The sequence below is a fragment of the Streptomyces sp. 2P-4 genome, assembly GCF_030167965.1.
Lineage (GTDB): Bacteria > Actinomycetota > Actinomycetes > Streptomycetales > Streptomycetaceae > Streptomyces > Streptomyces globosus_A.
In genome coordinates, this window is sequence record NZ_CP095011.1 from 5177149 (window position 1) to 5197863 (window position 20715).

The following is a 20715-nucleotide window of genomic DNA, read 5'->3' on the forward strand; positions in this document are numbered from 1 at the left end:
GCAGGAGCGGAATTTTTCCTTCAGGGGTTTGAAGTGATCACAGCGGGCTCACTAGGGTCTGCTCAAACCTTCGTGCGGTAGATCACTCATTCGGGGTGTCGGCGGAGGTTCCGCCGTGGTGCGCCGACCAACCCGGCCCCGGCGGGCCCCAAGAAGAAGGAGCTCGGCTTCGTGGCGTCCCACCGTCGTCCCAAGCAGCCGAACCGCGCGCGCGTCACCGTGCTGACCGCCACGGCCGCCGCAGCCGTCGCCCTCTCCGCGCACAGCGCGTCCGCCGCCCCCGCCCAGCCGAACAAGGACGAGGTCAAGGCCAAGGTCGACGCCCTCTACGAGGAGGCGGAACAGGCCACCGAGAAGTTCAACGGGGCCAAGGAGCGCCAGGAGAAGCTCGAAAAGGAGGTCGGGCGGATCCAGGACCAGGTCGCCCGCGGCCAGGAGGAGCTCAACCAGCTCCGCGCCACCCTCGGTTCCATGGCCAGCGCCCAGTACCGCAACGGCGGCCTGGACCAGTCCGTCGCCCTGTTCCTCTCCGGCGACCCCGACACCTACCTCGACAAGGCCTCCACCCTCCAGCAGTTGACGGGCCGCCAGCTGGACGCCGTCCAGAAGATCCAGGCCAAGCAGCGCAGCCTCGCCCAGCAGCGCCAGGAGGCCGCCGGCAAGCTCGCCGACCTCGACGCCACCCGCAAGGAGCTCGGCGCGAAGAAGAAGGCCTCCCAGGACAAGCTCGCCGAGGCCCAGGCCCTCCTCAACACCCTCACCGCACAGCAGCGCGCCCAGCTCAAGGACGAGGAGGCCCGCGCGAGCCGCGCCGACAGCGACCGCGCCGACCTCGGCAGCGTCAAGGCCTCCGGCCGCGCCGGAGCCGCCCTCGCCGCCGCCAAGACCAAACTGGGCAGCGCCTACGTCTCCGGAGCCACCGGCCCCAGTGCCTTCGACTGCTCCGGGCTGACGCAGTGGGCGTACAAGCAGGCCGGCGTCAGCATCACCCGCACCACCTGGACCCAGGCCAACGACGGCACCCGCATCGGCCGCAGCGCCCTCCAACCCGGCGACCTGGTGTTCTTCTACTCCGACCTGCACCACGTCGGCCTGTACGCCGGGAACGGCATGGTGCTGCACGCCTCCAACCCGCGCGGCGGCGTCAAGTACGAGTCCATCAACAACATGCCCTTCCAGTTCGGCGTCCGCATCTGACGGCAGCAGCCCGCACCGCCCATCCGGGCGAATTCCGCGCCGCCGCCCCGGACCCCGCGCCCCGCCGATGACCTGCGTCTGAAGCGGGGCGCAGCCCTGTGCGGCCCCGCCCCGGCCGTTGGCCGCCCCGCGGCCGCGCGGCTACTGTCTGCCCGCGCGGAGCCCGGAACACGGCCGTCCACCCGGGGCGGACCCGGTCCCGCACTGCGGAAAGGGAGCGGTTGCACGTGGCGTCCCCTCGCCGGGCCGGGCTCGCCAGCCCCGACCGGAACACCAGGATCACCGCCTTCACCGCCGCAGCAGCCGCGGCCACGGCAGCCGCCGCCCTCACGGCGGCACCCGCCGCCGCCGCCCCCGGCCACCCCCGGGAGCCCGCGGCAAGCGCCCGCGCCCAGGTCGACCGCCTCTTCCAGGAAGCCGAGCAGGCCACCGAGCGCTACAACCGGGCCGGCGAGCGCGCCGACGCCCTCCGCGCCGACATCGGCCGCGCCCAGGACCAGCTCGCCCGCGGCCAGGACCGCATCAACACCATGCGCGGCGTCCTCGGCGCCTTCGCCGGAGCCCAGTACCGCTCCGGCGGCATCGACCCCGCCGTCGAACTCATGCTCTCCGAGGACCCCGTCGAATACCTCGACAGGGCCGCCACCCTGGAGCAGCTGACCGACCGCCAGACCCGCCAACTCGACGACCTGCGCAAGGAGCAGCGCAGACTGGTCCAGCAGCGCCGCGAAGCCTCCCTCAAACTCGCCGAACTCGACGCGGCCCGCGCCGACGTCGCCCGCCAGAAGCGCATCGTCACCGCCAAACTCGCCGCCGCCCGGCGCCTGCTGAACGAGATGCCCGCGCCCGAGCGCGCCGACTACGAGCGGACCTCCCGCTCCGGCGGCCGCGACGACACCGCCGCCGACCTGCCCCCCGCCCCGGCCGGGGTCTCCGGCCGCGCCGCGGCCGCCGTACGGGCCGCCCGCTCCGCGCTCGGCCGCCCGTACATCTGGGGCTCCACCGGCCCCACCGGCTTCGACTGCTCCGGGCTGATGGTGTGGTCCTACCGCCAGGCCGGCGTCTCCCTCCCGCGCACCTCCCAGGCCCAGCGGCACGCCGGCCGCAAGGTCCCCCTCTCCCAGGCGCAGCCCGGCGACCTCGTCACCTACCGCTCGGACGCCAGCCACGTCGGCATGTACGTCGGCAACGGCCAGGTCATCCACGCCCCCTACCCGGGCGCCCGCGTCCGCTACGACCCCGTCGGGATGATGCCCGTCGCGTCCGTGACGCGGCCCTGACACCGCGGGCCCGGCGCCCCTCCGGCGCCAGGGCCTAGGATCGGCGGATGCCCTCCGTCCGCCGCGCCGCCGCACCGCTCGCCCTGTGCGTGCTCGCCGCCGGCTGCGCCGCGGCCCCCGCGCCCGACGCCGCCGACCGGGACGTCCGCACCGCCGTCGCCGCCTGGTCCCGGCAGCCCTCCGCCCGCCCGGCCGGACTCCCGCTCGCGCAGTGGGCGTACGAGGTCACCGGTGTGCGCAGGGACGGCCCCCGCGCCACCGCCACCGCCGAGCTGCGCTACCGCATCGACGGCTACGACACCGCCCCCGCCGGATCCGCCCGCGAGGTCCGGCTCACCCTGGACGGCGGGCGCTGGACCGTCACCGGGGACGCCGCCGCGCCCGGTGCGCCGCCGCAGCCCTGGGACCAGGGCCCCCTCGACGTCGTCCGCGGCGCCCACGCCCTCGTCCTGCGCGCCGGCCGCGGCGGCCCCGACCCGGTGGACGTCGCCGCCGACGCCGACCGCGCCGTCCCCGCCGCGGCGGCCGCCTGGCCGCGGCCCTGGGCCGGGCGGGTCGTCGTCCTCGTCCCCCCGACGCAGGAAGCGATGGCCGCGCTGCTCGGCCGGCCCCCCGCCGCCTACACCGGCATGGCCGCCGTCACCACCGGCAGCACCGGCGGCGCAGCCGCCCCCGCCGACCGCATCGTCGTCAACCCCGCCGCGTACGCCCAGCTCAGCGCCGCCGGGCGGAACGTCGTCCTCACGCACGAAGCCGCCCACGTCGCCACCCGCCCCGCCACCACCGACCGCACCCCGCTCTGGCTCTCCGAAGGCCTCGCCGACTGGGCTGCCTACCGCGGCACCCGCACCGCCCCCGCCGACGCGGCACCCGCCCTCGCCCGCGCCGTACGCCGCGGCGACCTCCCGGCCCGGCTCCCCGCCGACGGGGACTTCGCCTTCGGCACCGACCCCGACGCGCTGGCCCGCGCCTACGAGGGCGCCTGGCTCGCCTGCCGGCTCATCGCCGACCGGTGGGGGGACGGCGCCCTCGTCCGGCTCTACGAGCGGGCCGGGCGGGAACCGCTGGACGCCGCCCTGGGCGAGGAGCTAGGGCTCGGCGGGGCGGAACTCGCACGGGCCTGGCGCGAGCGGCTGCGCACCGAGCTCGCGGCGGCGCCCTGAGAGCCCGGCGGGTCGTCCGGTACTGTCGGCAGGCAATGCACAAGACGCTGATCGTGACCAACGACTTCCCGCCGCGCCCCGGCGGCATCCAGGCCTTCCTGCACAACATGGCGCTGCGGCTCGACCCCGACCGGATCGTCGTCTACGCCTCCACCTGGAAGCACAGCGCCGAAGGCCGCGAAGCCACCGCCGCCTTCGACGCCGAGCAGCCGTTCCGCGTCGTCCGCGACCGCACCACCATGCTGCTGCCGACGCCGCGCGCCACCCGGCGGGCCGTGGAACTGCTGCGCGAACACGGCTGCGAATCCGTGTGGTTCGGGGCCGCCGCACCGCTCGGGCTGATGGCGCCCGCCCTGCGGCGGGCCGGCGCCCGCCGGATCGTCGCCACCACCCACGGGCACGAAGCAGGCTGGGCGCAGCTCCCCGCGGCACGGCAGCTGCTGCGGCGGATCGGCGAGGGCACCGACACCCTCACCCACCTCGGCGAGTACACCCGCTCCCGGATCGCCTCCGCGCTGACGCCGCAGGCCGCCGCCCGCATGGTGCAACTGCCGCCCGGCGTCGACGAGAAGTCCTTCCACCCCGGAAGCGGCGGCGACGAGATCCGGGCCAGGCTCGGGCTGACCGACCGGCCCGTCGTCGTGTGCGTCTCGCGGCTCGTCCCCCGCAAGGGGCAGGACACGCTGATCCAGGCCATGCCGCGGATCCTCGCCGCCCAGCCGGACGCGGTGCTGCTCGTCGTCGGCGGCGGGCCCTACGAAGCGGAGCTGCGGGCGCTCGCGGCCTCCACCGGGGTCGCCCGGTCGGTGGTGTTCACCGGGGCCGTGCCGTGGGGGGAGCTGCCCGCCCACTACGGGGCCGGGGACGTCTTCGCCATGCCGTGCCGGACACGGCGGGGCGGGCTCGACGTCGAAGGCCTCGGCATCGTGTACCTGGAGGCCTCCGCCACGGGGCTGCCGGTCGTGGCCGGGGACTCCGGGGGAGCGCCGGACGCCGTGCTCGACGGGGAGACCGGGTGGGTCGTGCGCGGCGGCGACCCCGCGGACGCCGCGGAGCGCATCGTGGCCCTCCTGGAGGATCCGCAGCTGCGGCGCCGCATGGGCGACCGGGGCCGGGCCTGGGTCGAGGAGAAGTGGCGCTGGGACCACCTGGCCACCCGCCTCCGCGCCCTCCTCTGACCGGGAGCGGGTAGGTTAGCGGGGCCGGGTCGCCAGGCCGCGGGTCGGCAGCAGTCTGCCGCCCCGCCTTCCTAACGGGCGCGGGCATGGAGCCGAAGACGTACACGACGATCGACCTCCGCAAGCAGATGGGCGAGATCCTCGACCGCACCCGGATCGCCGGCGAGCCGGCCGCGATCACCCGCAAGGGCAAGACCGCTGCCTACCTGGTCCCCGCCGAATGGTTCGAGCAGTACATGGCAGAGCGTCCCTCAAGCGCCGACGCCGAGCAGAGCGCCGCCTGACCGGACCGCAGGTACACCAGGAGCCCTCCACCATGACAGCCCAGCCTCTCCATTTCGACGGACCCGGCGGCGACCGGCCCCGTCGTGTGCCGCCGATGCCCGAGCGCACCCCCCAGGCCCTCCGCCTGGCCATCCAGGAACACGCCCCCCACCTGCTGCCGGACTTCGAAGCCCACTGGCGTCGGGCGATCGCCGACACGTTCGATCTCACCCCGGTACCGGCGTTCATGCGGCTGTGGTGGACGCAGTACGCCATCGCCCGCGACCCCTGCCTCGAAGCCCACCTGCGCGACCTCGAAGCCCGGGCGGGGAAATCCGAGGACCCGAAGGAATCCGCAGCCCTCCTGGCCGAGTACAGCCGACTGCGCCACCGGGCAGCAGGCGTGGAGCCCGGCCGGTGACGGATGACTGCCCACGCCCGCCCTGGAAGATGGACTGGACAGTCGAGGCGCTCCAGGAATTCGAGAGCATGCCCGACGACGGCGTGTCGGCAGCCCGCGCCGAGTTGATCACTGCCTTGGATCCCTACTACCGGGGGATCGACGCAGATCCGTCCCTACCGCACTGGATCACCGTCCGCCCGCTGGCCTCGACCAGCCCGGGAGGCCCCCACATCGCCGACCTCGTCGGCGGACGAGGCTGGCTCGTCTTCACTTTCATCCGCCGCCACGCCGACCCCCAGATCGCCGTCACCGACGCGTTCTGGGCCTGAAGCGCAGGAAGCGCCGGCACCGCCCTGCTGCGAGGAGCGTGTGCGCATTCCGCATTCCCCCTGCTTCACGATTCGGGGGCTCCGCCAGGGGCGCGGGGGACTGTGCGGCAGGCCCACCGGCGGGCTGTACGACGGCTCGGCACGGGCCCCGGGGAACGCGGAACCCCGCGCCCCCTCGGCTCGGGAGCCGGGGATCAGGGGCGCGGGGAGCTGCGCAAGGCGGTTACGCGCGGTACAGCGCGTCGATCTCGTCGGCGAAGTCCTTCGCCACGACGTTCCGCTTCAGCTTCAGCGACGGCGTGATGTGGCCCGACTCCTCCGTGAACTGCGACGGCAGGATGCGGAACTTCCGGACCGACTCCGCCTTCGACACGGCCGCATTGCCGTCGTCGACCGCCTTCTGGACGGCGGCGATCAGGTCCGCGTCCTCGCGCAGGTCGGCCGCCGTGCATCCGGCCGGCTTGCCGTTCTCCGCCGCCCAGCGGGCGAGGAACTCCTCGTCGATGGTGACCAGCGCGGCCACGAACGGCCGGGCGTCGCCGACGACCATGCACTCGGCGACGAGCGCGTGCGCCCGGATGCGGTCCTCGATCACCGCGGGGGCGACGTTCTTGCCGCCGGCCGTGACGATCAGCTCCTTCTTCCGGCCGGTGATCGCGAGGAAGCCGTCCTCGTCGAGGGTTCCGACGTCCCCGGTGTGGAACCAGCCGTCGGTCAGCGCCTCGGCGGTCGCCGCCTCGTTCTGCCAGTAGCCGGAGAAGACGTGCTCGCCGTGCAGCAGCACCTCGCCGTCGTCGGCGATGCGCACCACCGAGCCGGGCAGCGGCTGCCCGACCGTGCCGATCTTCTGGCGGTCCCACGGGTTGAAGGCGGTCGCCGCGCAGGATTCCGTCAGGCCGTAGCCCTCCAGGACCGTGAAGCCGATGCCGCGGAAGAAGTGGCCGAGGCGCTCGCCGAGCGGAGCGCCGCCGGAGATCGCGTACTCGCCGCGTCCGCCGAGCACCGCGTGCAGCTTGCTGTAGACCAGCTTCGAGAAGACCTTGTGCTTGAGCTTCAGGCCGAAGGACGGGCCCTTCGGGGTGTCCAGCGCGCGGCTGTACGCGATGGCCGCCTCCGCGGCGGCGTCGAAGATCTTCCCCTTGCCGTCGGCCTGCGCCTTGGCGCGCGCCGAGTTGTAGACCTTCTCGAAGACGCGCGGCACGCCGAGGATCAGCGTCGGCCGGAACGACTGGAGTTCGTCGGTCAGGTTCTTGATGTCCGGTACGCAGCCCAGGCGGATCGGCGCCAGCACGGCCGCCACCTCCACCAGGCGGCCGAAGACGTGCGCCGCCGGCAGGAAGAGCAGCACCGAGCACTCGCCGGTGCGGAACAGCGGCCGCAGCCGCTCCACCACGTTCCCGCACTCGGCGAAGAAGTTCCGGTGGGTGAGCACGCAGCCCTTGGGGCGGCCGGTGGTGCCCGAGGTGTAGACGATGGTGGCGGGGTCGTCCGCGTTGGCGACCGAGCTGCGCTCGTCGACCTCCGCGTCCGTGATCCCCGCGCCGAGCGCGGTGAGCGCCTCCACGGCGCCCTGCTCGATCTGCCAGACCTCGCGCAGCTCGGGCAGCCGGTCGCGCAGCGACGCGACGGCCTCGGCGTGCCCGGGGCCCTCCACGATCGCCGCGACGGCGCCGGAGTCGCCGAGGATCCACTGGATCTGCTCGGGCGAGCTGGTCTCGTACACGGGGACCGTGACACCGCCCGCGGACCAGATCGCGAAGTCGGCCAGCACCCACTCGTAGCGGGTGCGGGAGATCAGCGCGACGCGGTCGCCGGGCCGGACGCCGGCCGCGATGAGGCCCTTGGCCGCGGCCCGGACCTCGGCGAGGAACTCCCGCGCGGTCACGTCCTGCCACCGGCCGCCGGCCTTGCGGCCCATGACGGCGGTGTCCGGATGCTGCGCGGCATTGCGGCGGATGAGATCCGTGAGGTTCCCGTCCGACGGGACCTCGTACAGGGCCGGAAGGCTGAACTCGCGCAAGACTGCTGCTCCTCTGGGCGCCATCGCCACCGTGTGGACCGACCGGACGTTACCCACCGGTAGTGGGTTCCGGATAGAGGGAACCGGCCAGATGTTCCGTGCGTCACATGGCGCGGCACTGCCCGGCCGACCTTAGTCGACCCAAGCAACGACTAGGAAGTAACCGCAGGTAGGACCCCTGCCGCCAGGGCCTCTACCCGCGTCGCGCCGACCCCCCTAGGGTGGGCCCATGACGGGCAGCACGGGTGGCAGGAAAAGCAGCACGCGGGTCCACGTCGTCAGCGACGTACACGGCAACGCCGAGGCGCTCGCCAGGGCCGGGGACGGCGCCGACGCGCTGATCTGCCTCGGCGACCTGGTGCTCTTCCTCGACTACGCCGACCACTCCCGCGGCATCCTCCCCGACCTCTTCGGCACCGAGAACGCCCGCCGCATCGTCGAGCTGCGCACCGCGCGCCGCTTCGACGAGGCCCGCGCGCTCGGGCGCCGGCTGTGGGCAGGCCTGGACCGCGAACGGCTGATCGAGGAGGCCGTGCGCCGCCAGTACGCCGACCTGTTCGCCGCGTTCCCCCACCCCACGTACGCCACCTACGGCAACGTCGACATCCCTGCCCTGTGGCCCGAGTACGCCGGCCCCTCCACCACCGTCCTCGACGGGCAGCGCGTCGAGATCGCCGGCCGCGTCTTCGGCTTCGTCGGCGGCGGCCTGCCCTCCCCGATGCGCACTCCCTACGAGGTCGCCGAGGAGGACTACGCCGCCAAGGTCGAGGCGCTCGGCGAGGTCGACGTGCTGTGCTCGCACATCCCGCCGGAGGTCCCCGAGCTCTGCTACGACACGGTCGCCCGCCGTTTCGAGCGCGGCAGCGAGGCCCTCCTGGCCGCGATCCGGCGGACCCGCCCCCGCTACGCCCTCTTCGGGCACGTCCACCAGCCGCTGGTCCGCCGGATGCGCATCGGGTCCACGGAGTGCGTGAACGTGGGCCACTTCGCCTCCACCGGAACGCCCTGGGCCCTGGAGTGGTGACCTCCGCACGCACGGTAGCCTGCACGCGGCGGCCGCAGGCCGCACACATCCTCGAACACTCCACGTCAGGAGCGACCGCGATGGCGGAACACACCAGCTCGAGCATCACGATCGATGCGGCGCCGGCCGACGTCATGGCCGTGATCGCCGACTTCGCCCGCTACCCCGAGTGGACCGGTGAGGTCAAGGAGGCCGAGGTGCTCGCCGCCGACGCCCAGGGCCGCGCGCAGAAGGTCCGCCTCCTGCTCGACGCCGGCGCGATCCGCGACGACCACACCCTCGCCTACACCTGGAACGGCACCGACGAGGTCAGCTGGACCCTCGACAAGTCCCAGATGCTCCGCCAGCTCGACGGCTCCTACCGGCTGGCCCCCCTCGACGGCGGCAAGCGCACCGAGGTCACCTACCAGCTCACCGTCGACGTCAAGATCCCCATGCTCGGCATGATCAAGAGGAAGGCCGAGAAGGTCATCATCGACCGCGCCCTCGCCGGCCTGAAGAAGCGCGTCGAGACGACCGCGGCCTGACCGGCGTGCACATCCTGCTCGTCACCGGCCCCGGCGGGGCCGGGCGGACCACCGTCGCCGCGGCCGCCGCAGCCGCCGCGGCCCGCACCGGGCAGCGCGTCCTGCTGCTCCGCGCGGACGCGGCGGCCCTCGCCGGCCCGGCGGACCCGGTCCGCGCCCTCCTCGGCGAGCCCGCCGCAGGGCCCGTCGAGGCGGCCCCCGGCCTGGCCGCCGAGACCGCCGCAGGGGTGCTCACGGCACGCGTCGACTCCGGCGCCGAGTTCCGCGCCGAGCTCGCCGCCCTCCAGGAGCGCGGATCCGCCCTGCTCGGCATGGTCGGCTCCCGCCCCCTGGGCGCCGAGGAGCTCACCGACCTCCCCGGCGCCGAGCAGTTCGCCCTCCTGCGGGCCCTGCGCCGGGCCGCCTCCGCCCCCGGCACCGACCTCGTCGTCGCCGACATGCCGCCGCTGCCGCAGACCCTCGCCGTCCTCGCGCTCCCCGCCCAGCTGCGCCGCTACCTGGCCCGGCTGCTGCCCGCCGAGCGGCAGGCCGCCCGCGCCCTGCGGCCCGTACTGGCCCAGCTCGCCGGCGTGCCCATGCCCGCGCAGTGGCTGTACGAGACCGCCGCCCGCTGGGACGGCGAGCTGGCCGCCGCCCAGCAGGCCGTCGAGGCCGACACCACCTCCCTGCTGCTCGTCGCCGAGCCCGGCCCGGCCGCCGACGCCGCCCTGCGCAGCGGCCTGCTCGGCGCCTCCCTCATGGAGCTGGGCGTCACCGGGATCGCCGCCAACCGCATGGTCCCGCAGGACTCGCCCGACCCCTGGCTCGCCGGACTCGCCGCCGAGCAGGAGCGGTACGCCGCCCGCTGGGCCGCCCGCACGCCCGTCACCGCCCTGCCCCACCTCGGCCGCACCCCCCGCGGGCCCCAGGACCTGGACCGGCTCGCCGCCGCGGCCGCCCGGCTGCTCCCGCACGGCCCCGCCGCCCGCCGCCCCTGGACCGTCGAGGACCGGCTCGCCGAGGACGGCGTCCTCGTCTGGGCCGTGCCGCTGCCCGGCGCCGACAAGCGCGACCTCGACCTCGTACGCCGCGGCGACGAGCTGATCGTCGCGGCCGGACCGCACCGGCGGATCGTCCCCCTGCCCGCGGCCCTGCGCCGCTGCACCGTCTCCGGCGCCGCCCTCGCCGGCGGCGAGCTCCGCATCCGCTTCACCCCCGACCCCGCGCTGTGGCCGCGCACGCCCTGAACCGCGTACCCCCGTTCGGGTAACGTCGAAGGCAGCACGCACACCCCGAAGCCGCCCAGGAGAGTCCGCCATGAGCGAGGCCACCGACCGTCCCGACGACGACGCCTGGGCCGAGGCCTGCGCCGAGGACCTCGCCGCGGAGAAGGAGCGCCGCCGCTCCTCGCACGGCGGCCCGGCCGGCCCCGGAGGGCAGGCCGGCACCGCCGCCGACGAGCTCCTCAAGCTGTTCGAGGCCGTCGCCGACAAAGTGACCGCCCTGAACAACCCGCTGCTCGGCGCCGCCGCCCAGGGCGCCGTCCGGCAGCTCGTCGACCAGGCCAGGGCCGCCGCCCGGCCCGTCGTCGAGCGCAACCCCGAGGTCTTCGACCACCTCGCCGCCGCCGGCTCCGAGCTGCTCGCCGCCTACCGCTCCGCCGTCGGGGGCCACGAGCGCCGCTGGACCCGCGGCACCGCCGACCCCGCGCCCGGCACCGACGGCAAGCCCTCCGGCGACGGCTCCGACCCCCGCGACGACGGCGGCCCCGGACCTGCCCAGCACATCGACCTCGACTGAGACTCCGCCACCCTCGGGTACCTTTGGCCGTGGCGGGGTTTGACCGGAAACCGAGGGACTAATGGGACTCACCATCGGCGTCGACATCGGCGGCACGAAGATCGCGGCCGGCGTGGTCGACGAAGAGGGCACCATCCTTGAGACGTACAAGGTGCCCACCCCGCCGAGCGCGGACGGCGTGACGGACGCGATCTGCTCCGCCGTCTCCGCGGTAAGCAGCCACCACACCATCGAGGCCGTCGGCATCGGCGCCGCCGGATACGTGGACGACAAGCGCGCGACCGTCCTGTTCGCGCCCAACATCAACTGGCGGCACGAGCCGCTCAAGGACAAGGTCGAGCAGCGCATCGGCCTGCCCGTCGTCGTCGAGAACGACGCCAACTGCGCCGCCTGGGGCGAGTACCGCTTCGGCGCCGGCCAGGGCCACGAGGACGTCATCTGCATCACCCTCGGCACCGGCCTCGGCGGCGGCATCATCATCGGCAACAAGCTGCGCCGCGGCCGCTTCGGCGTGGCCGCCGAGTTCGGCCACATCCGCGTCGTCCCCGACGGCCTGCTGTGCGGCTGCGGCAGCCAGGGCTGCTGGGAGCAGTACGCCTCCGGCCGCGCCCTGGTCCGCTACGCCAGGCAGCGCGCCAAGGCCACCCCCGAGAACGCGGCCCTGCTCCTCGCCCTGGGCGACGGCACCCCCGAGGGCATCGAGGGCAAGCACATCAGCGAGGCCGCCCGCCAGGGCGACCCGGTGGCCGTGGACTCCTTCCGCGAGCTGGCCCGCTGGGCCGGTGCCGGCCTCGCCGACCTGGCCTCGCTGTTCGACCCGTCGGCGTTCATCGTCGGCGGCGGCGTCTCCGACGAGGGCGACCTCGTCCTCGACCCGATCCGCAAGTCCTTCAAGCGCTGGCTGATCGGCGGCGCCTGGCGCCCGCACGCCCAGGTGCTGGCCGCCCGGCTCGGCGGCAAGGCCGGCCTGGTCGGCGCGGCCGACCTCGCCCGCCAGGGCTGAGCCCGCCCGCCGGTGACCCCGCACCCCACCGCCCGCCGTGCCCCCTGTGGCACGGCGGGCGGTGTGGCTATGTTGCCGGTATGGACCTGACCTCGCGCCTGCCCGCGCTGCCGCAGTCCCGCACGGAGGCCGACGGCTCCGCCGTCGTCCGCGCCCTCAGCTACAACGTCCGCTCGCTGCGCGACGACGAGGACGCCCTGGCCCGCGTCATCCGCGCCTGCGCCCCCGACCTGCTCTTCGTCCAGGAGGCGCCGCGCTTCTTCCGCTGGCGCAAGCACGCCGCCCGCCTCGCCGCCAAGTGCGGCCTCGTCGTGCTCTCCGGCGGGGCGACCGCCGCCGGGCCGCTCCTGATGTGCTCCCTGCGCGCCACCGTCGAGCGCACCGAGGACGTCCTGCTCCCGCTGACGCCCGGCCTGCACCGGCGGGGCTTCGCCACCGCCGTCGTCCGCTTCGGGGCCGCCCGCACCGCCGTGTTCAGCGCGCACCTGTCGCTGGACCCGGCGGAGCGCCGCGCCCAGGCCGCGGAGCTGCTGTCCCGCATCGGACGGGCCGGGACCCCGTACGCGATCGCCGCCGGGGACATCAACGAGACGCCCGACGGCCCCGCCTTCCGGATGCTGGCCGGCGCCCTCCAGGACTGCCGTACGGCCGCCCCGTGGGGCGGAGAGCACACCTTCACCCGCTCCGGGCGGCCGCGGCGCATCGACGCGGTCTTCGCCGGCCGCGGGGTGGAGGTCCTCGGCTGCGGCGTGCCCGAGGGCCTCGACGGCGTCAGCGGCGCGGACCTCGCCGCGGCCACCGACCACCTCCCGGTCCTCGCCGCGCTGCGCCTCCCCGCCGGCTGAGCCGCCCGTCCGGCCGGTCAGACGACGGCGCCGCGGCCCGGGTCGTCGTCCTCGTCGTCGCCGTGCGCCATACGGGCCACCAGGGTGGCGAAGCCGCCCAGGAAGCCGCCGATGCCCAGAGTGGTCAGCCACCACGTCATGTCCCACCGGAACAGCACCGCGAGCAGCAGCAGCACCGGCCCGCCCACCACCGCCAGCCACGCGAACTTCGCCGTGGTGTCGGCCTCCGGCAGCTCCGGCTCCGGCGGGACGAAATGCCCCTCGTCCCCGTCGTCCGGGTCGGCCGGCGCGTAGTCCCGCGGCCCGCTCCCGGCCCCGGCCACCCCGACGCCCGGGGCGAACACCACCGAGCTGCCCAGCGGCTTCGCCGGGCCGGCCCCGTCCTGCGCGGGCTCCTCCCCGGATTCCTCCCGCGACGGCGGCTCCGCGGACCCGGGCGCGCCCGGCCCGCCGCCGGAGGGCCGCCCCGGCTCCGGCGGCTTGACGTCCTCCTCGGGCAGCATCAGGTTCTCGATCGGCCGGAACGGCCGCGACCCCGGCGGGTCCGGGGGCTCCTGCCCGTACCCGGCGACGATCGCCGCCCACGCCGCTTCCTCGTCCAGCGGGGGCACGCCCCCCGCAGGCTCCTCGTGTTCAGCCACCGCTGGCCGCCTCCTTGCTGCCGACGCCCTCCGCGAGCCGCGCGACGAACGCGTGGCTGTCCTCGAAGATCCGCTCCGCATCGTGGTCCAACGTCGCGACGTGGTAGCTGTGTTCCAGCAGGGTCTCGGTGACGTCGGTCGAGGAGATCCGCGCCAGGATCCGCGCCGAGTCCACCGGCGGGACCACGTGGTCCTGCGGGCTGTGCAGCAGCAGCACCGGCTGCGTCACCTGCGGGAGGTCGCCGTCCACCAGCCGCAGGAAGTCCCGCAGCGACTGCGCGGCCCGCGTCGGCACCCGGTCGTAGCCGATCTCCGACGCACCCGGCTTCGCGATGTCGCTCGCGATGCCCGGCGTCGACCGGATGAAGTGCTTGGCCACCGGAAGGGCGAACGCCCGCGGGTCGTGCAGCTTGTTGGCCGGGTTCACGAGGACGATGCCGCTGATGGCATCACCGTGCTTCGCCGCCAGCCGCAGGGTCAGCGCCCCGCCCATCGACAGGCCGAAGACGAACACCCGGGCGCACCGGTCGAGCAGCTCGCGCAGCGCCCGGTCGACCTCCGCGTACCAGTCCTGCCAGCCCGTGAGCTGCATGTCCTCCCAGCGCGTACCGTGCCCCGGAAGCAGCGGCACCGACACCGTCAGGCCCTGCGCGGCGAGGTACTCGGCCCACGGGCGCATCGACTGCGGCGTGCTCGTGAAGCCGTGGCACAGGAGGACGCCGACCTCCCCGCCCTCGTGGCGGAACGGCTCGGCTCCAGGGAGGACGGGCACCGGGTTCTCCTTTGTGACAGGGGGTGTGGGCGGGTGCGTAGCGCTGTGTGACTTCACCGTACGCGACCGGCACGGCACCGACCAGGGCCGTCGGGGCACCTCGGTGCGGGGCAGGGGTTAAGGTCTGTTCGACAGGACACAGGAAGGCTTTCGAGTTGATCTACGGCGCAATGAAGTTCTCCATCGGGGGTTCCCTGAAGCTCGCCTTCAGGCCGTGGGTGGAGGGCCTCGAGAACATCCCCGCCGAGGGGCCGGCGATCCTGGCGAGCAACCACCTGTCCTTCTCGGACTCGTTCTTCCTGCCGGCCGTGCTCGACCGGAAGGTCACCTTCATCGCCAAGGCCGAGTACTTCACCTCCCCGGGCGTGAAGGGCAAGCTCACCGCCGCGTTCTTCAAGGGCGTCGGCCAGCTCCCGGTGGACCGCTCCGGCGCGCGCGGCGCCGGCGAGGCCGCCATCAAGAGCGGCATCGAGGTCATCGAGCGCGGGGAGCTGTTCGGTATCTACCCCGAGGGGACGCGTTCACCCGACGGCCGGCTCTACCGCGGCAAGCCCGGCGGCCTGGCCCGCGTGGCGCTCGCCACCGGCGCCCCCGTCATCCCCGTCGCCATGATCGACACCGAGAAGATCCAGCCGCCCGGCAAGGTCGTCCCGAAGCTGATGCGGCCGGGCATCCGGATCGGCAAGCCGCTCGACTTCAGCCGCTACCAGGGCATGGACGGCGACCGCTTCATCCTCCGCTCGGTGACCGACGAGGTCATGTACGAGATCATGAAGCTGTCCGGCCAGGAGTACGTCGACATCTACGCGACGGCCGCCAAGCGGCAGATCGCGGACGCCGAGAAGGCGGAGAAGGCCGCCAAGGCCGCCGGGAAGGCCGCGGACAAGGCGGCCGAGAAGGCGGAGAAGGCGGCGGAGGCCGAGAAGGCCGAGAAGGCGGCGGAAGCCGGCAAGACCGCCGAATAGGCGCGGCAGCAGGGCGGTACCGCCCGCAAGGGGTGGGGCAATGGCGAAACGCGAACGTGTCGTGCGCATGTCGGTCGAGCAGCCGCTGTGGCGGGCGCTGACCGCCTACCGGCTGATCACCATGGTCTACGCGGTGGGCCTGTTCGCCTCCGCCTACCGGTACTTCGACCGGCCGTGGATCGCCTTCTGGTACCTCGTGTTCCTCGCGGTGTGGACGCTGGCCACCCTCCGCAAGGTCGCGAACGCGGCCAGCTGCACCAAGCGCTTCCTCGTCGCGGACCTCACGGTCGCCCTCGCGGGCATCCTGCTGACCCCGCTCGCCGACACCCACGAGCGGATCACCGCCGGCGGCCCCACCCTGCCCACGATCTGGACGGCCGGCTCGGTCCTCGCCTTCGCCATCAAGGGCGGCTGGCGCTGGGCCTGCGTCGCCTCCAGCCTCGTCGCCGCCGCCAACATCGTCCAGCGCGGCGAGCCCACCCGGGACACCGTCCACAACGTCCTGCTGGTGTGGGTGGCGTCCGTCGCCATCGGGTACGTCGTCGAGGTCGCCCGCGCCAGCGAGGCCACCCTCGCCCGCGCCCTGGAGATCGAGGCCGCCACCCGCGAGCGGGAGCGCCTCGCCCGCGACATCCACGACGGCGTCCTCCAGGTCCTCGCCATGGTCCAGCGCCGCGGCACCGAGCTGGGCGGCGAGGCCGCGGAACTCGGGCGGCTGGCCGGAGAGCAGGAGGTCGCGCTGCGGACCCTCGTCTCCAGCGGGCTCGTCCGCCCCTCCCGGGTCTCCCGCGACGGGACGCGGGGCGCGCTGGTGGACGCGTACGACGAGGACGACGGCGAGGACGGGGCGGGGGCGGACGGCGCCGGCGGCGAGGTGGACCTGCGGTCGCTGCTCGCCCCGCACGCCGGGTCGCGGGTGAGCTTCGCCGAACCGGGCACCCCGGTCCCGCTGCCCTCGCCCGCCGCCCGCGAGCTGGCGGCCGCCGTCGGCGCGGCCCTGGACAACGTGCGCAGGCACGCCGGGGAGGACGCCCGCGCCTGGATCCTCGTGGAGGACTGGGGCGACGAGGTGGTCGTCACCGTCCGCGACGACGGCCCCGGAATCCCGGCGGGCCGCCTGGACCAGGCCGAGGGCGAGGGCCGCATGGGCGTCGCCCTGTCCATCCGCGGCAGGCTGCGCGACCTCGGCGGAACCGCCGAGCTGGTGTCCGTCCCCGGGCAGGGCACCGAAGTGGAACTGAAAGTACCCAGGGGGAGGACCCAGTGACCGAGCCGAACGAGCCGAACGAGCCGAACGAGCCGAACGAGCAGACCGCGCAGGCGACCGGGCAGGGCGCCGGTGCGCTCGGCGCGGTCAGGGTGATGGTCGTCGACGACCACCCGATGTGGCGCGACGCGGTGGCCCGAGACCTCGCCGAGGCCGGCTTCGACGTCGTCGCGACCGCCGGCGACGGACCCGAGGCGGTGCGCCGGGCCCGCGCCGTCTCCCCGCACGTGCTGGTCCTCGACCTCAACCTGCCCGGCATGCCCGGTGTCCAGGTCTGCAAGGAGCTCGTCGGCGCCGACCCCGCCCTGCGCGTCCTCGTACTGTCGGCCAGCGGCGAGCACGCCGACGTCCTGGAGGCCGTCAAGTCCGGTGCCACCGGCTACCTGATGAAGTCCGCCGGCGCCCGGGAGCTGATCGACGCGGTGCGCCGCACGGCCGCCGGCGACGCCGTGTTCACCCCGGGCCTCGCCGGGCTCGTCCTCGGTGAGTACCGCAGGCTGGCCTCGGACCCGGCGCCGGCCGCACCCGACGAGCCGACGGCGCCGCAGCTGACCGACCGGGAGACGGAGGTGCTGCGGCTCGTCGCCAAGGGCCTGTCGTACAAGCAGATCGCGGAGCGGCTCGTCATCTCCCACCGCACCGTCCAGAACCACGTCCAGAACACCCTCGGCAAGCTCCAGCTGCACAACCGGGTGGAGCTCGTCCGGTACGCGATAGAGCGCGGCCTCGACGGGGTCTGACCTGGCGTACGTCGTACTTACGTCCCCATCCGAGTGAACGGGCGTACCCAACGCCGCGCAATTCCACCGGAATTGCCTCTTCCGCTGCCGCTGGTGTGACCTGGGTCACCACTAGCGTGGCCGTCATGCGGGCCCGAGCGGCCCAGTGGCGAAAGGGAGATCCCATGAAGGTCGGAGTGCTGACCGGCGGCGGCGACTGCCCCGGGCTCAACGCGGTCATCCGGGGCGTCGTCCGCAAGGGCGTCCAGGAGTACGGCTACGAGTTCACCGGCTTCAAGGACGGCTGGCGCGGCGCCGTCGAGGGCGACACCGTCCCCCTCGGCATCCCCGCCGTCCGCGGCATCCTGCCGCGCGGCGGGACCATCCTCGGCTCCTCGCGCACCAACCCGTTCACGCTGGACGACGGCGTACGGCAGATCAGGGACACCCTCGCCAAGCACGAGGTCGACGCGCTGATCGCGATCGGCGGCGAGGACACCCTCGGCGTGGCCGCCCGCCTCCACGCGGAATACGGCATCCCCTGCGTCGGCGTCCCCAAGACCATCGACAACGACCTGTCCGCCACCGACTACACCTTCGGCTTCGACACCGCCGTCGGCATCGCCACCGAGGCCATCGACCGGCTCCACACCACCGCCGAGTCCCACATGCGGGTCCTCGTCGTCGAGGTGATGGGCCGCCACGCCGGCTGGATCGCCCTGCACTCCGGCCTCGCCGGCGGCGCCAACGCCATCCTCATCCCCGAGCAGCGCTTCGACCTGGACCAGGTGTGCGCCTGGGTCACCTCCCGGTTCAAGGCCAGCTACGCGCCGATCGTCGTCGTCGCCGAGGGCGCCGTGCCCAAGGACGGCGACATGGTCCTCAAGGACGCCACCACCGACTCCTTCGGACACGTCCGGCTGTCGGGCGTCGGCGAGTGGCTGGCCAAGGAGATCGAGGCCCGCACCGGCAAGGAGGCCCGCACCACCGTCCTCGGCCACGTCCAGCGCGGCGGCACCCCCAGCGCCTTCGACCGCTGGCTCGCGACCCGCTTCGGGCTGCACGCCGTCGACGCCGTCCGCGACGGCGCCTTCGGGACGATGGTCGCGCTCCGCGGCACCGACATCGTGCGGGTCCCCCTCGCCGAGGCGACGGCCAGGCTGAAGACCGTCGACCCGGCGCTCTACCGGGAGGCCGGGGTCTTCTTCGGCTGAGCCCCGCCCCGGGCCGGGCGGGGGCGGTGCGGCGCCCCGCCCCCCGCCCGGGCGCCCCGGCCCTACGCCGGGGCGCCCGTGCGCACGTCCGCCAGCAGGCCGTGCAGCAGGTCCGCGCCGCGCAGGGTGAGGACGGACTCGGGATGGAACTGGACGCCGGCGAAGCCGCCGGCGGCGGACCGCAGGGCGTGGACCTCGCCCGTCGCCGGGTCCCGCGCCACCTCGACGCCCCGCGCGGCCAGCCGGGCCGCGGCCGCGCCGTCGCAGGCGGCCGTGAACGTGTTGTAGAAGCCGACCACCTCGGGCCGGCCGAACAGCTCGACCTCCAGCTGCGCCCCCTGCGCCGGCTCGGCCTTGCGGACCAGCGGCAGCCCCAGCTCGGCGGCGATCAGCTCGTGCCCCAGGCACACCCCGAGCAGTCCGCCCGCATGCCCGGCCAGAAGCTCCCGGGCCAGGCCGCGCAGCAGCCGCATCTTCGGGTCCGCCGGGTCGGACGGGTCGCCGGGCCCCGGACCGAGCACGACCGGGCCCGTGTGCGCGAGGGCCGCCTCCCGCAGCCCCGGCTCGTCGTAGCGGCGTACCGACACCGACAGCCCGCCGGCCCGCAGCACGTGCGCCAGCATCGCGGTGAAGGTGTCCTCGCCGTCCACCACCAGGCAGTCCCCGGCCGCGGCCGGCGGCCGCTCCTGCATCCGCAGCCAGAACGGCGCCAGGTCCCTCCGCCGTGCGGCCAGTGCCCGCACCACCCGCGGGTCCCGGCCCGGCCGGACTCCCCCGAAGGCCGGCCGCGGCGCCTCCGGGCGGACTCCCAGCGCGGCCAGCACCCCGGCCGCCTTCGCGTGCGTCTCGGCGACCTCGCCCGCCGGGTCGGAGTGGCGCACCAGGGTCGCCCCCACCGGCACGCGCAGGGACCCGTCCGCGCCGATGTCCGCGGTGCGGATCAGGATGGGGGAGTCCAGCGTCTGCCCGCCCGCGGCGTCCACGCCCAGCAGGGCCAGCGCGCCCGCGTAGTACCCGCGGCCCACCCCGTCCGGGCCGACCGGCTCGTGCCGCGCGATCACCCGGCAGGCGTTCTCCACCGGCGAGCCCGTCACCGTCGCCGCGAACATCGTCTCCCGCAGCACCTCCCGCACGTCCAGCGAGGAACGGCCCCGCAGCTCGTACTCGGTGTGCGCCAGGTGCGCCATCTCCTTCAGCCGCGGCCCGACCACCACACCGCCGCGGTCGCCGACCGTGCACATCATCTTGAGCTCCTCGTCGACCACCATCGACAGCTCCTCGGTCTCCTTGCGGTCGCCCAGGAACGCCAGCAGCGACTCGGCGGTCGGCCCCCCGGCCGGATACCGGTACGTCCCGCTGATCGGGTTCATCACGACGGTCCCGCCGGACATCCGCACATGGACCTCCGGGCTCGCCCCGACCAGCGTCCGCGCACCCGTGTGGACCACGTACGTCCAGTACGCGCCCCGCTCGCCCAGCAGCAGCCGCCGGAACAGCGCCAGCGCGTCCGCCCGCCCGAAGCCGTCGATCCTGCCCCGGTACGTGCGCCGGATGACGAAGTTCGCGCCCTCGCCCCGGCCGATCTCCTCCTCCACGACCCGGCGGACGGTCCGCGCGTACTCCTCGTCGGGGACGTCGAAGCCGCCGCCCTCCACCCGCACCGGGTGCGCCGGCAGCACCGCCAGCGCCTCCGCGAGCGGGACCTCGTACGCCTCCTCCGCGGCCAGCACGCTCAGCGGCGTGCCGTCGTCGGGGACCTCGAACCCGCGCTCGCGGATCTGCCGGAACGGCACCAGGGCGAGCGTCGGCAGCTCGCGGACGGGCAGGTCGGCGAGGCGCTCCGCCTCGTGGACGGGCCCCACGAGCACCTCGACGGTGTCGTGGGCGCGGCCGGGGGTGCGCCGGCGCAGCAGTGCGAACGGGCGGCGGTCGTCGCCGAGCAGGCCGAGCAGTCGGCTTGTCGTGGTCTCCATGCGGGGGCGGTCGTCCTTCCGGGTGGGAGGAGCGGCCGGCCGCAGCGCATACGCGGAAGGCCGCCCCTCGGGGCGGCCTTCGCGTCGGTCGTGTCAGTGGGTACGCGCGAGGAGTGGGCCGCCGGGAGCGGTCCACCACCAGGAGCGGCAGG

Annotated in this window: 21 protein-coding genes; 17 read left to right on the forward strand and 4 right to left on the reverse strand. The window is 74.7% G+C overall.

Going from position 1 to position 20715, the window contains the following annotated elements; all coding sequences use genetic code 11:
• Nucleotides 1-171: 171 nt before the first annotated feature.
• The 7 genes from MUK52_RS22920 (at nt 172) to MUK52_RS22950 (ending at nt 5814) form a co-directional block, all read left to right on the forward strand.
• Nucleotides 172-1197, forward strand: coding sequence for a C40 family peptidase (locus MUK52_RS22920; RefSeq protein ID WP_114057244.1), 1026 nt, complete (start codon nt 172-174; stop codon nt 1195-1197).
• Between the two features lie 227 nt (nt 1198-1424).
• Complete coding sequence (locus MUK52_RS22925) at nt 1425-2477, forward strand: C40 family peptidase (protein WP_284579629.1); 1053 nt, start codon at nt 1425-1427, stop codon at nt 2475-2477.
• A gap of 47 nt (nt 2478-2524) precedes the next feature.
• A complete protein-coding gene (locus tag MUK52_RS22930) occupies nt 2525-3640 on the forward strand; it encodes a hypothetical protein (RefSeq protein WP_284579631.1) in 1116 nt (371 codons plus the stop codon).
• Between the two features lie 35 nt (nt 3641-3675).
• Nucleotides 3676-4818, forward strand: coding sequence for a glycosyltransferase family 4 protein (locus tag MUK52_RS22935; RefSeq protein ID WP_284579633.1), 1143 nt, complete (start codon nt 3676-3678; stop codon nt 4816-4818).
• 86 nt (nt 4819-4904) lie between these two features.
• Nucleotides 4905-5102: a type II toxin-antitoxin system Phd/YefM family antitoxin gene (locus tag MUK52_RS22940; protein ID WP_284579635.1), complete on the forward strand. Its 198-nt coding sequence runs from the start codon at nt 4905-4907 to the stop codon at nt 5100-5102.
• 32 nt (nt 5103-5134) lie between these two features.
• A complete protein-coding gene (locus tag MUK52_RS22945) occupies nt 5135-5503 on the forward strand; it encodes a DUF6247 family protein (protein WP_284579638.1) in 369 nt (122 codons plus the stop codon).
• The gene (locus MUK52_RS22950) at nt 5500-5814 is read left to right on the forward strand and encodes a hypothetical protein (RefSeq protein ID WP_284579640.1); all 315 of its coding nucleotides are present in this window, start codon (nt 5500-5502) and stop codon (nt 5812-5814) included. Before MUK52_RS22945 ends, MUK52_RS22950 begins: the two co-directional genes overlap by 4 nt.
• Nucleotides 5815-6037: 223 nt before the next feature.
• Here the strand turns inward: MUK52_RS22950 and MUK52_RS22955 are convergent, their stop codons facing one another.
• Nucleotides 6038-7834, reverse strand: a complete 1797-nt coding sequence (locus MUK52_RS22955; protein WP_114057239.1) for an AMP-dependent synthetase/ligase — start codon at nt 7832-7834, stop codon at nt 6038-6040.
• 229 nt (nt 7835-8063) lie between these two features.
• Here MUK52_RS22955 and MUK52_RS22960 point away from each other — a divergent pair, with 229 nt between their 5' ends.
• The 6 genes from MUK52_RS22960 (at nt 8064) to MUK52_RS22985 (ending at nt 13012) form a co-directional block, all read left to right on the forward strand.
• Nucleotides 8064-8858, forward strand: coding sequence for a metallophosphoesterase family protein (locus MUK52_RS22960; RefSeq protein ID WP_284579643.1), 795 nt, complete (start codon nt 8064-8066; stop codon nt 8856-8858).
• Nucleotides 8859-8938: 80 nt separating this feature from the next.
• Entirely contained in the window at nt 8939-9385 is a 447-nt protein-coding gene (locus MUK52_RS22965) for an SRPBCC family protein (RefSeq protein WP_114057237.1), read from the forward strand.
• 5 nt (nt 9386-9390) lie between these two features.
• Nucleotides 9391-10611: an ArsA family ATPase gene (locus tag MUK52_RS22970; protein WP_114057236.1), complete on the forward strand. Its 1221-nt coding sequence runs from the start codon at nt 9391-9393 to the stop codon at nt 10609-10611.
• A 70-nt stretch (nt 10612-10681) separates the two neighbouring features.
• Complete coding sequence (locus MUK52_RS22975; RefSeq protein WP_114057235.1) at nt 10682-11164, forward strand: DUF5304 domain-containing protein; 483 nt, start codon at nt 10682-10684, stop codon at nt 11162-11164.
• Between the two features lie 61 nt (nt 11165-11225).
• Entirely contained in the window at nt 11226-12167 is a 942-nt protein-coding gene (locus MUK52_RS22980; protein ID WP_114057234.1) for an ROK family glucokinase, read from the forward strand.
• A gap of 80 nt (nt 12168-12247) precedes the next feature.
• Entirely contained in the window at nt 12248-13012 is a 765-nt protein-coding gene (locus MUK52_RS22985; RefSeq protein WP_284579648.1) for an endonuclease/exonuclease/phosphatase family protein, read from the forward strand.
• 17 nt (nt 13013-13029) lie between these two features.
• Here MUK52_RS22985 and MUK52_RS22990 read toward each other — a convergent pair whose 3' ends face one another.
• Nucleotides 13030-13653: a hypothetical protein gene (locus tag MUK52_RS22990; RefSeq protein ID WP_114057232.1), complete on the reverse strand. Its 624-nt coding sequence runs from the start codon at nt 13651-13653 to the stop codon at nt 13030-13032.
• Nucleotides 13646-14425, reverse strand: coding sequence for an alpha/beta hydrolase (locus MUK52_RS22995; RefSeq protein WP_114057231.1), 780 nt, complete (start codon nt 14423-14425; stop codon nt 13646-13648). Before MUK52_RS22995 ends, MUK52_RS22990 begins: the two co-directional genes overlap by 8 nt.
• Nucleotides 14426-14595: 170 nt before the next feature.
• On the opposite strand from MUK52_RS22995, the gene MUK52_RS23000 reads away from it, so the two are divergent.
• The 4 genes from MUK52_RS23000 (at nt 14596) to MUK52_RS23015 (ending at nt 18590) form a co-directional block, all read left to right on the forward strand.
• A complete protein-coding gene (locus MUK52_RS23000; protein WP_162793340.1) occupies nt 14596-15390 on the forward strand; it encodes a lysophospholipid acyltransferase family protein in 795 nt (264 codons plus the stop codon).
• A 40-nt stretch (nt 15391-15430) separates the two neighbouring features.
• The gene (gene macS / locus MUK52_RS23005) at nt 15431-16657 is read left to right on the forward strand and encodes a MacS family sensor histidine kinase (RefSeq protein ID WP_114057229.1); all 1227 of its coding nucleotides are present in this window, start codon (nt 15431-15433) and stop codon (nt 16655-16657) included.
• Between the two features lie 95 nt (nt 16658-16752).
• Nucleotides 16753-17397: a response regulator gene (locus tag MUK52_RS23010; RefSeq protein ID WP_114058867.1), complete on the forward strand. Its 645-nt coding sequence runs from the start codon at nt 16753-16755 to the stop codon at nt 17395-17397.
• Nucleotides 17398-17561: 164 nt separating this feature from the next.
• Entirely contained in the window at nt 17562-18590 is a 1029-nt protein-coding gene (locus MUK52_RS23015) for a 6-phosphofructokinase (protein ID WP_284579654.1), read from the forward strand.
• A gap of 62 nt (nt 18591-18652) precedes the next feature.
• On the opposite strand, the gene MUK52_RS23020 is transcribed toward MUK52_RS23015, so the two are convergent.
• Nucleotides 18653-20563, reverse strand: coding sequence for an anthranilate synthase family protein (locus tag MUK52_RS23020; RefSeq protein WP_284579657.1), 1911 nt, complete (start codon nt 20561-20563; stop codon nt 18653-18655).
• Nucleotides 20564-20715: the final 152 nt, after the last annotated feature.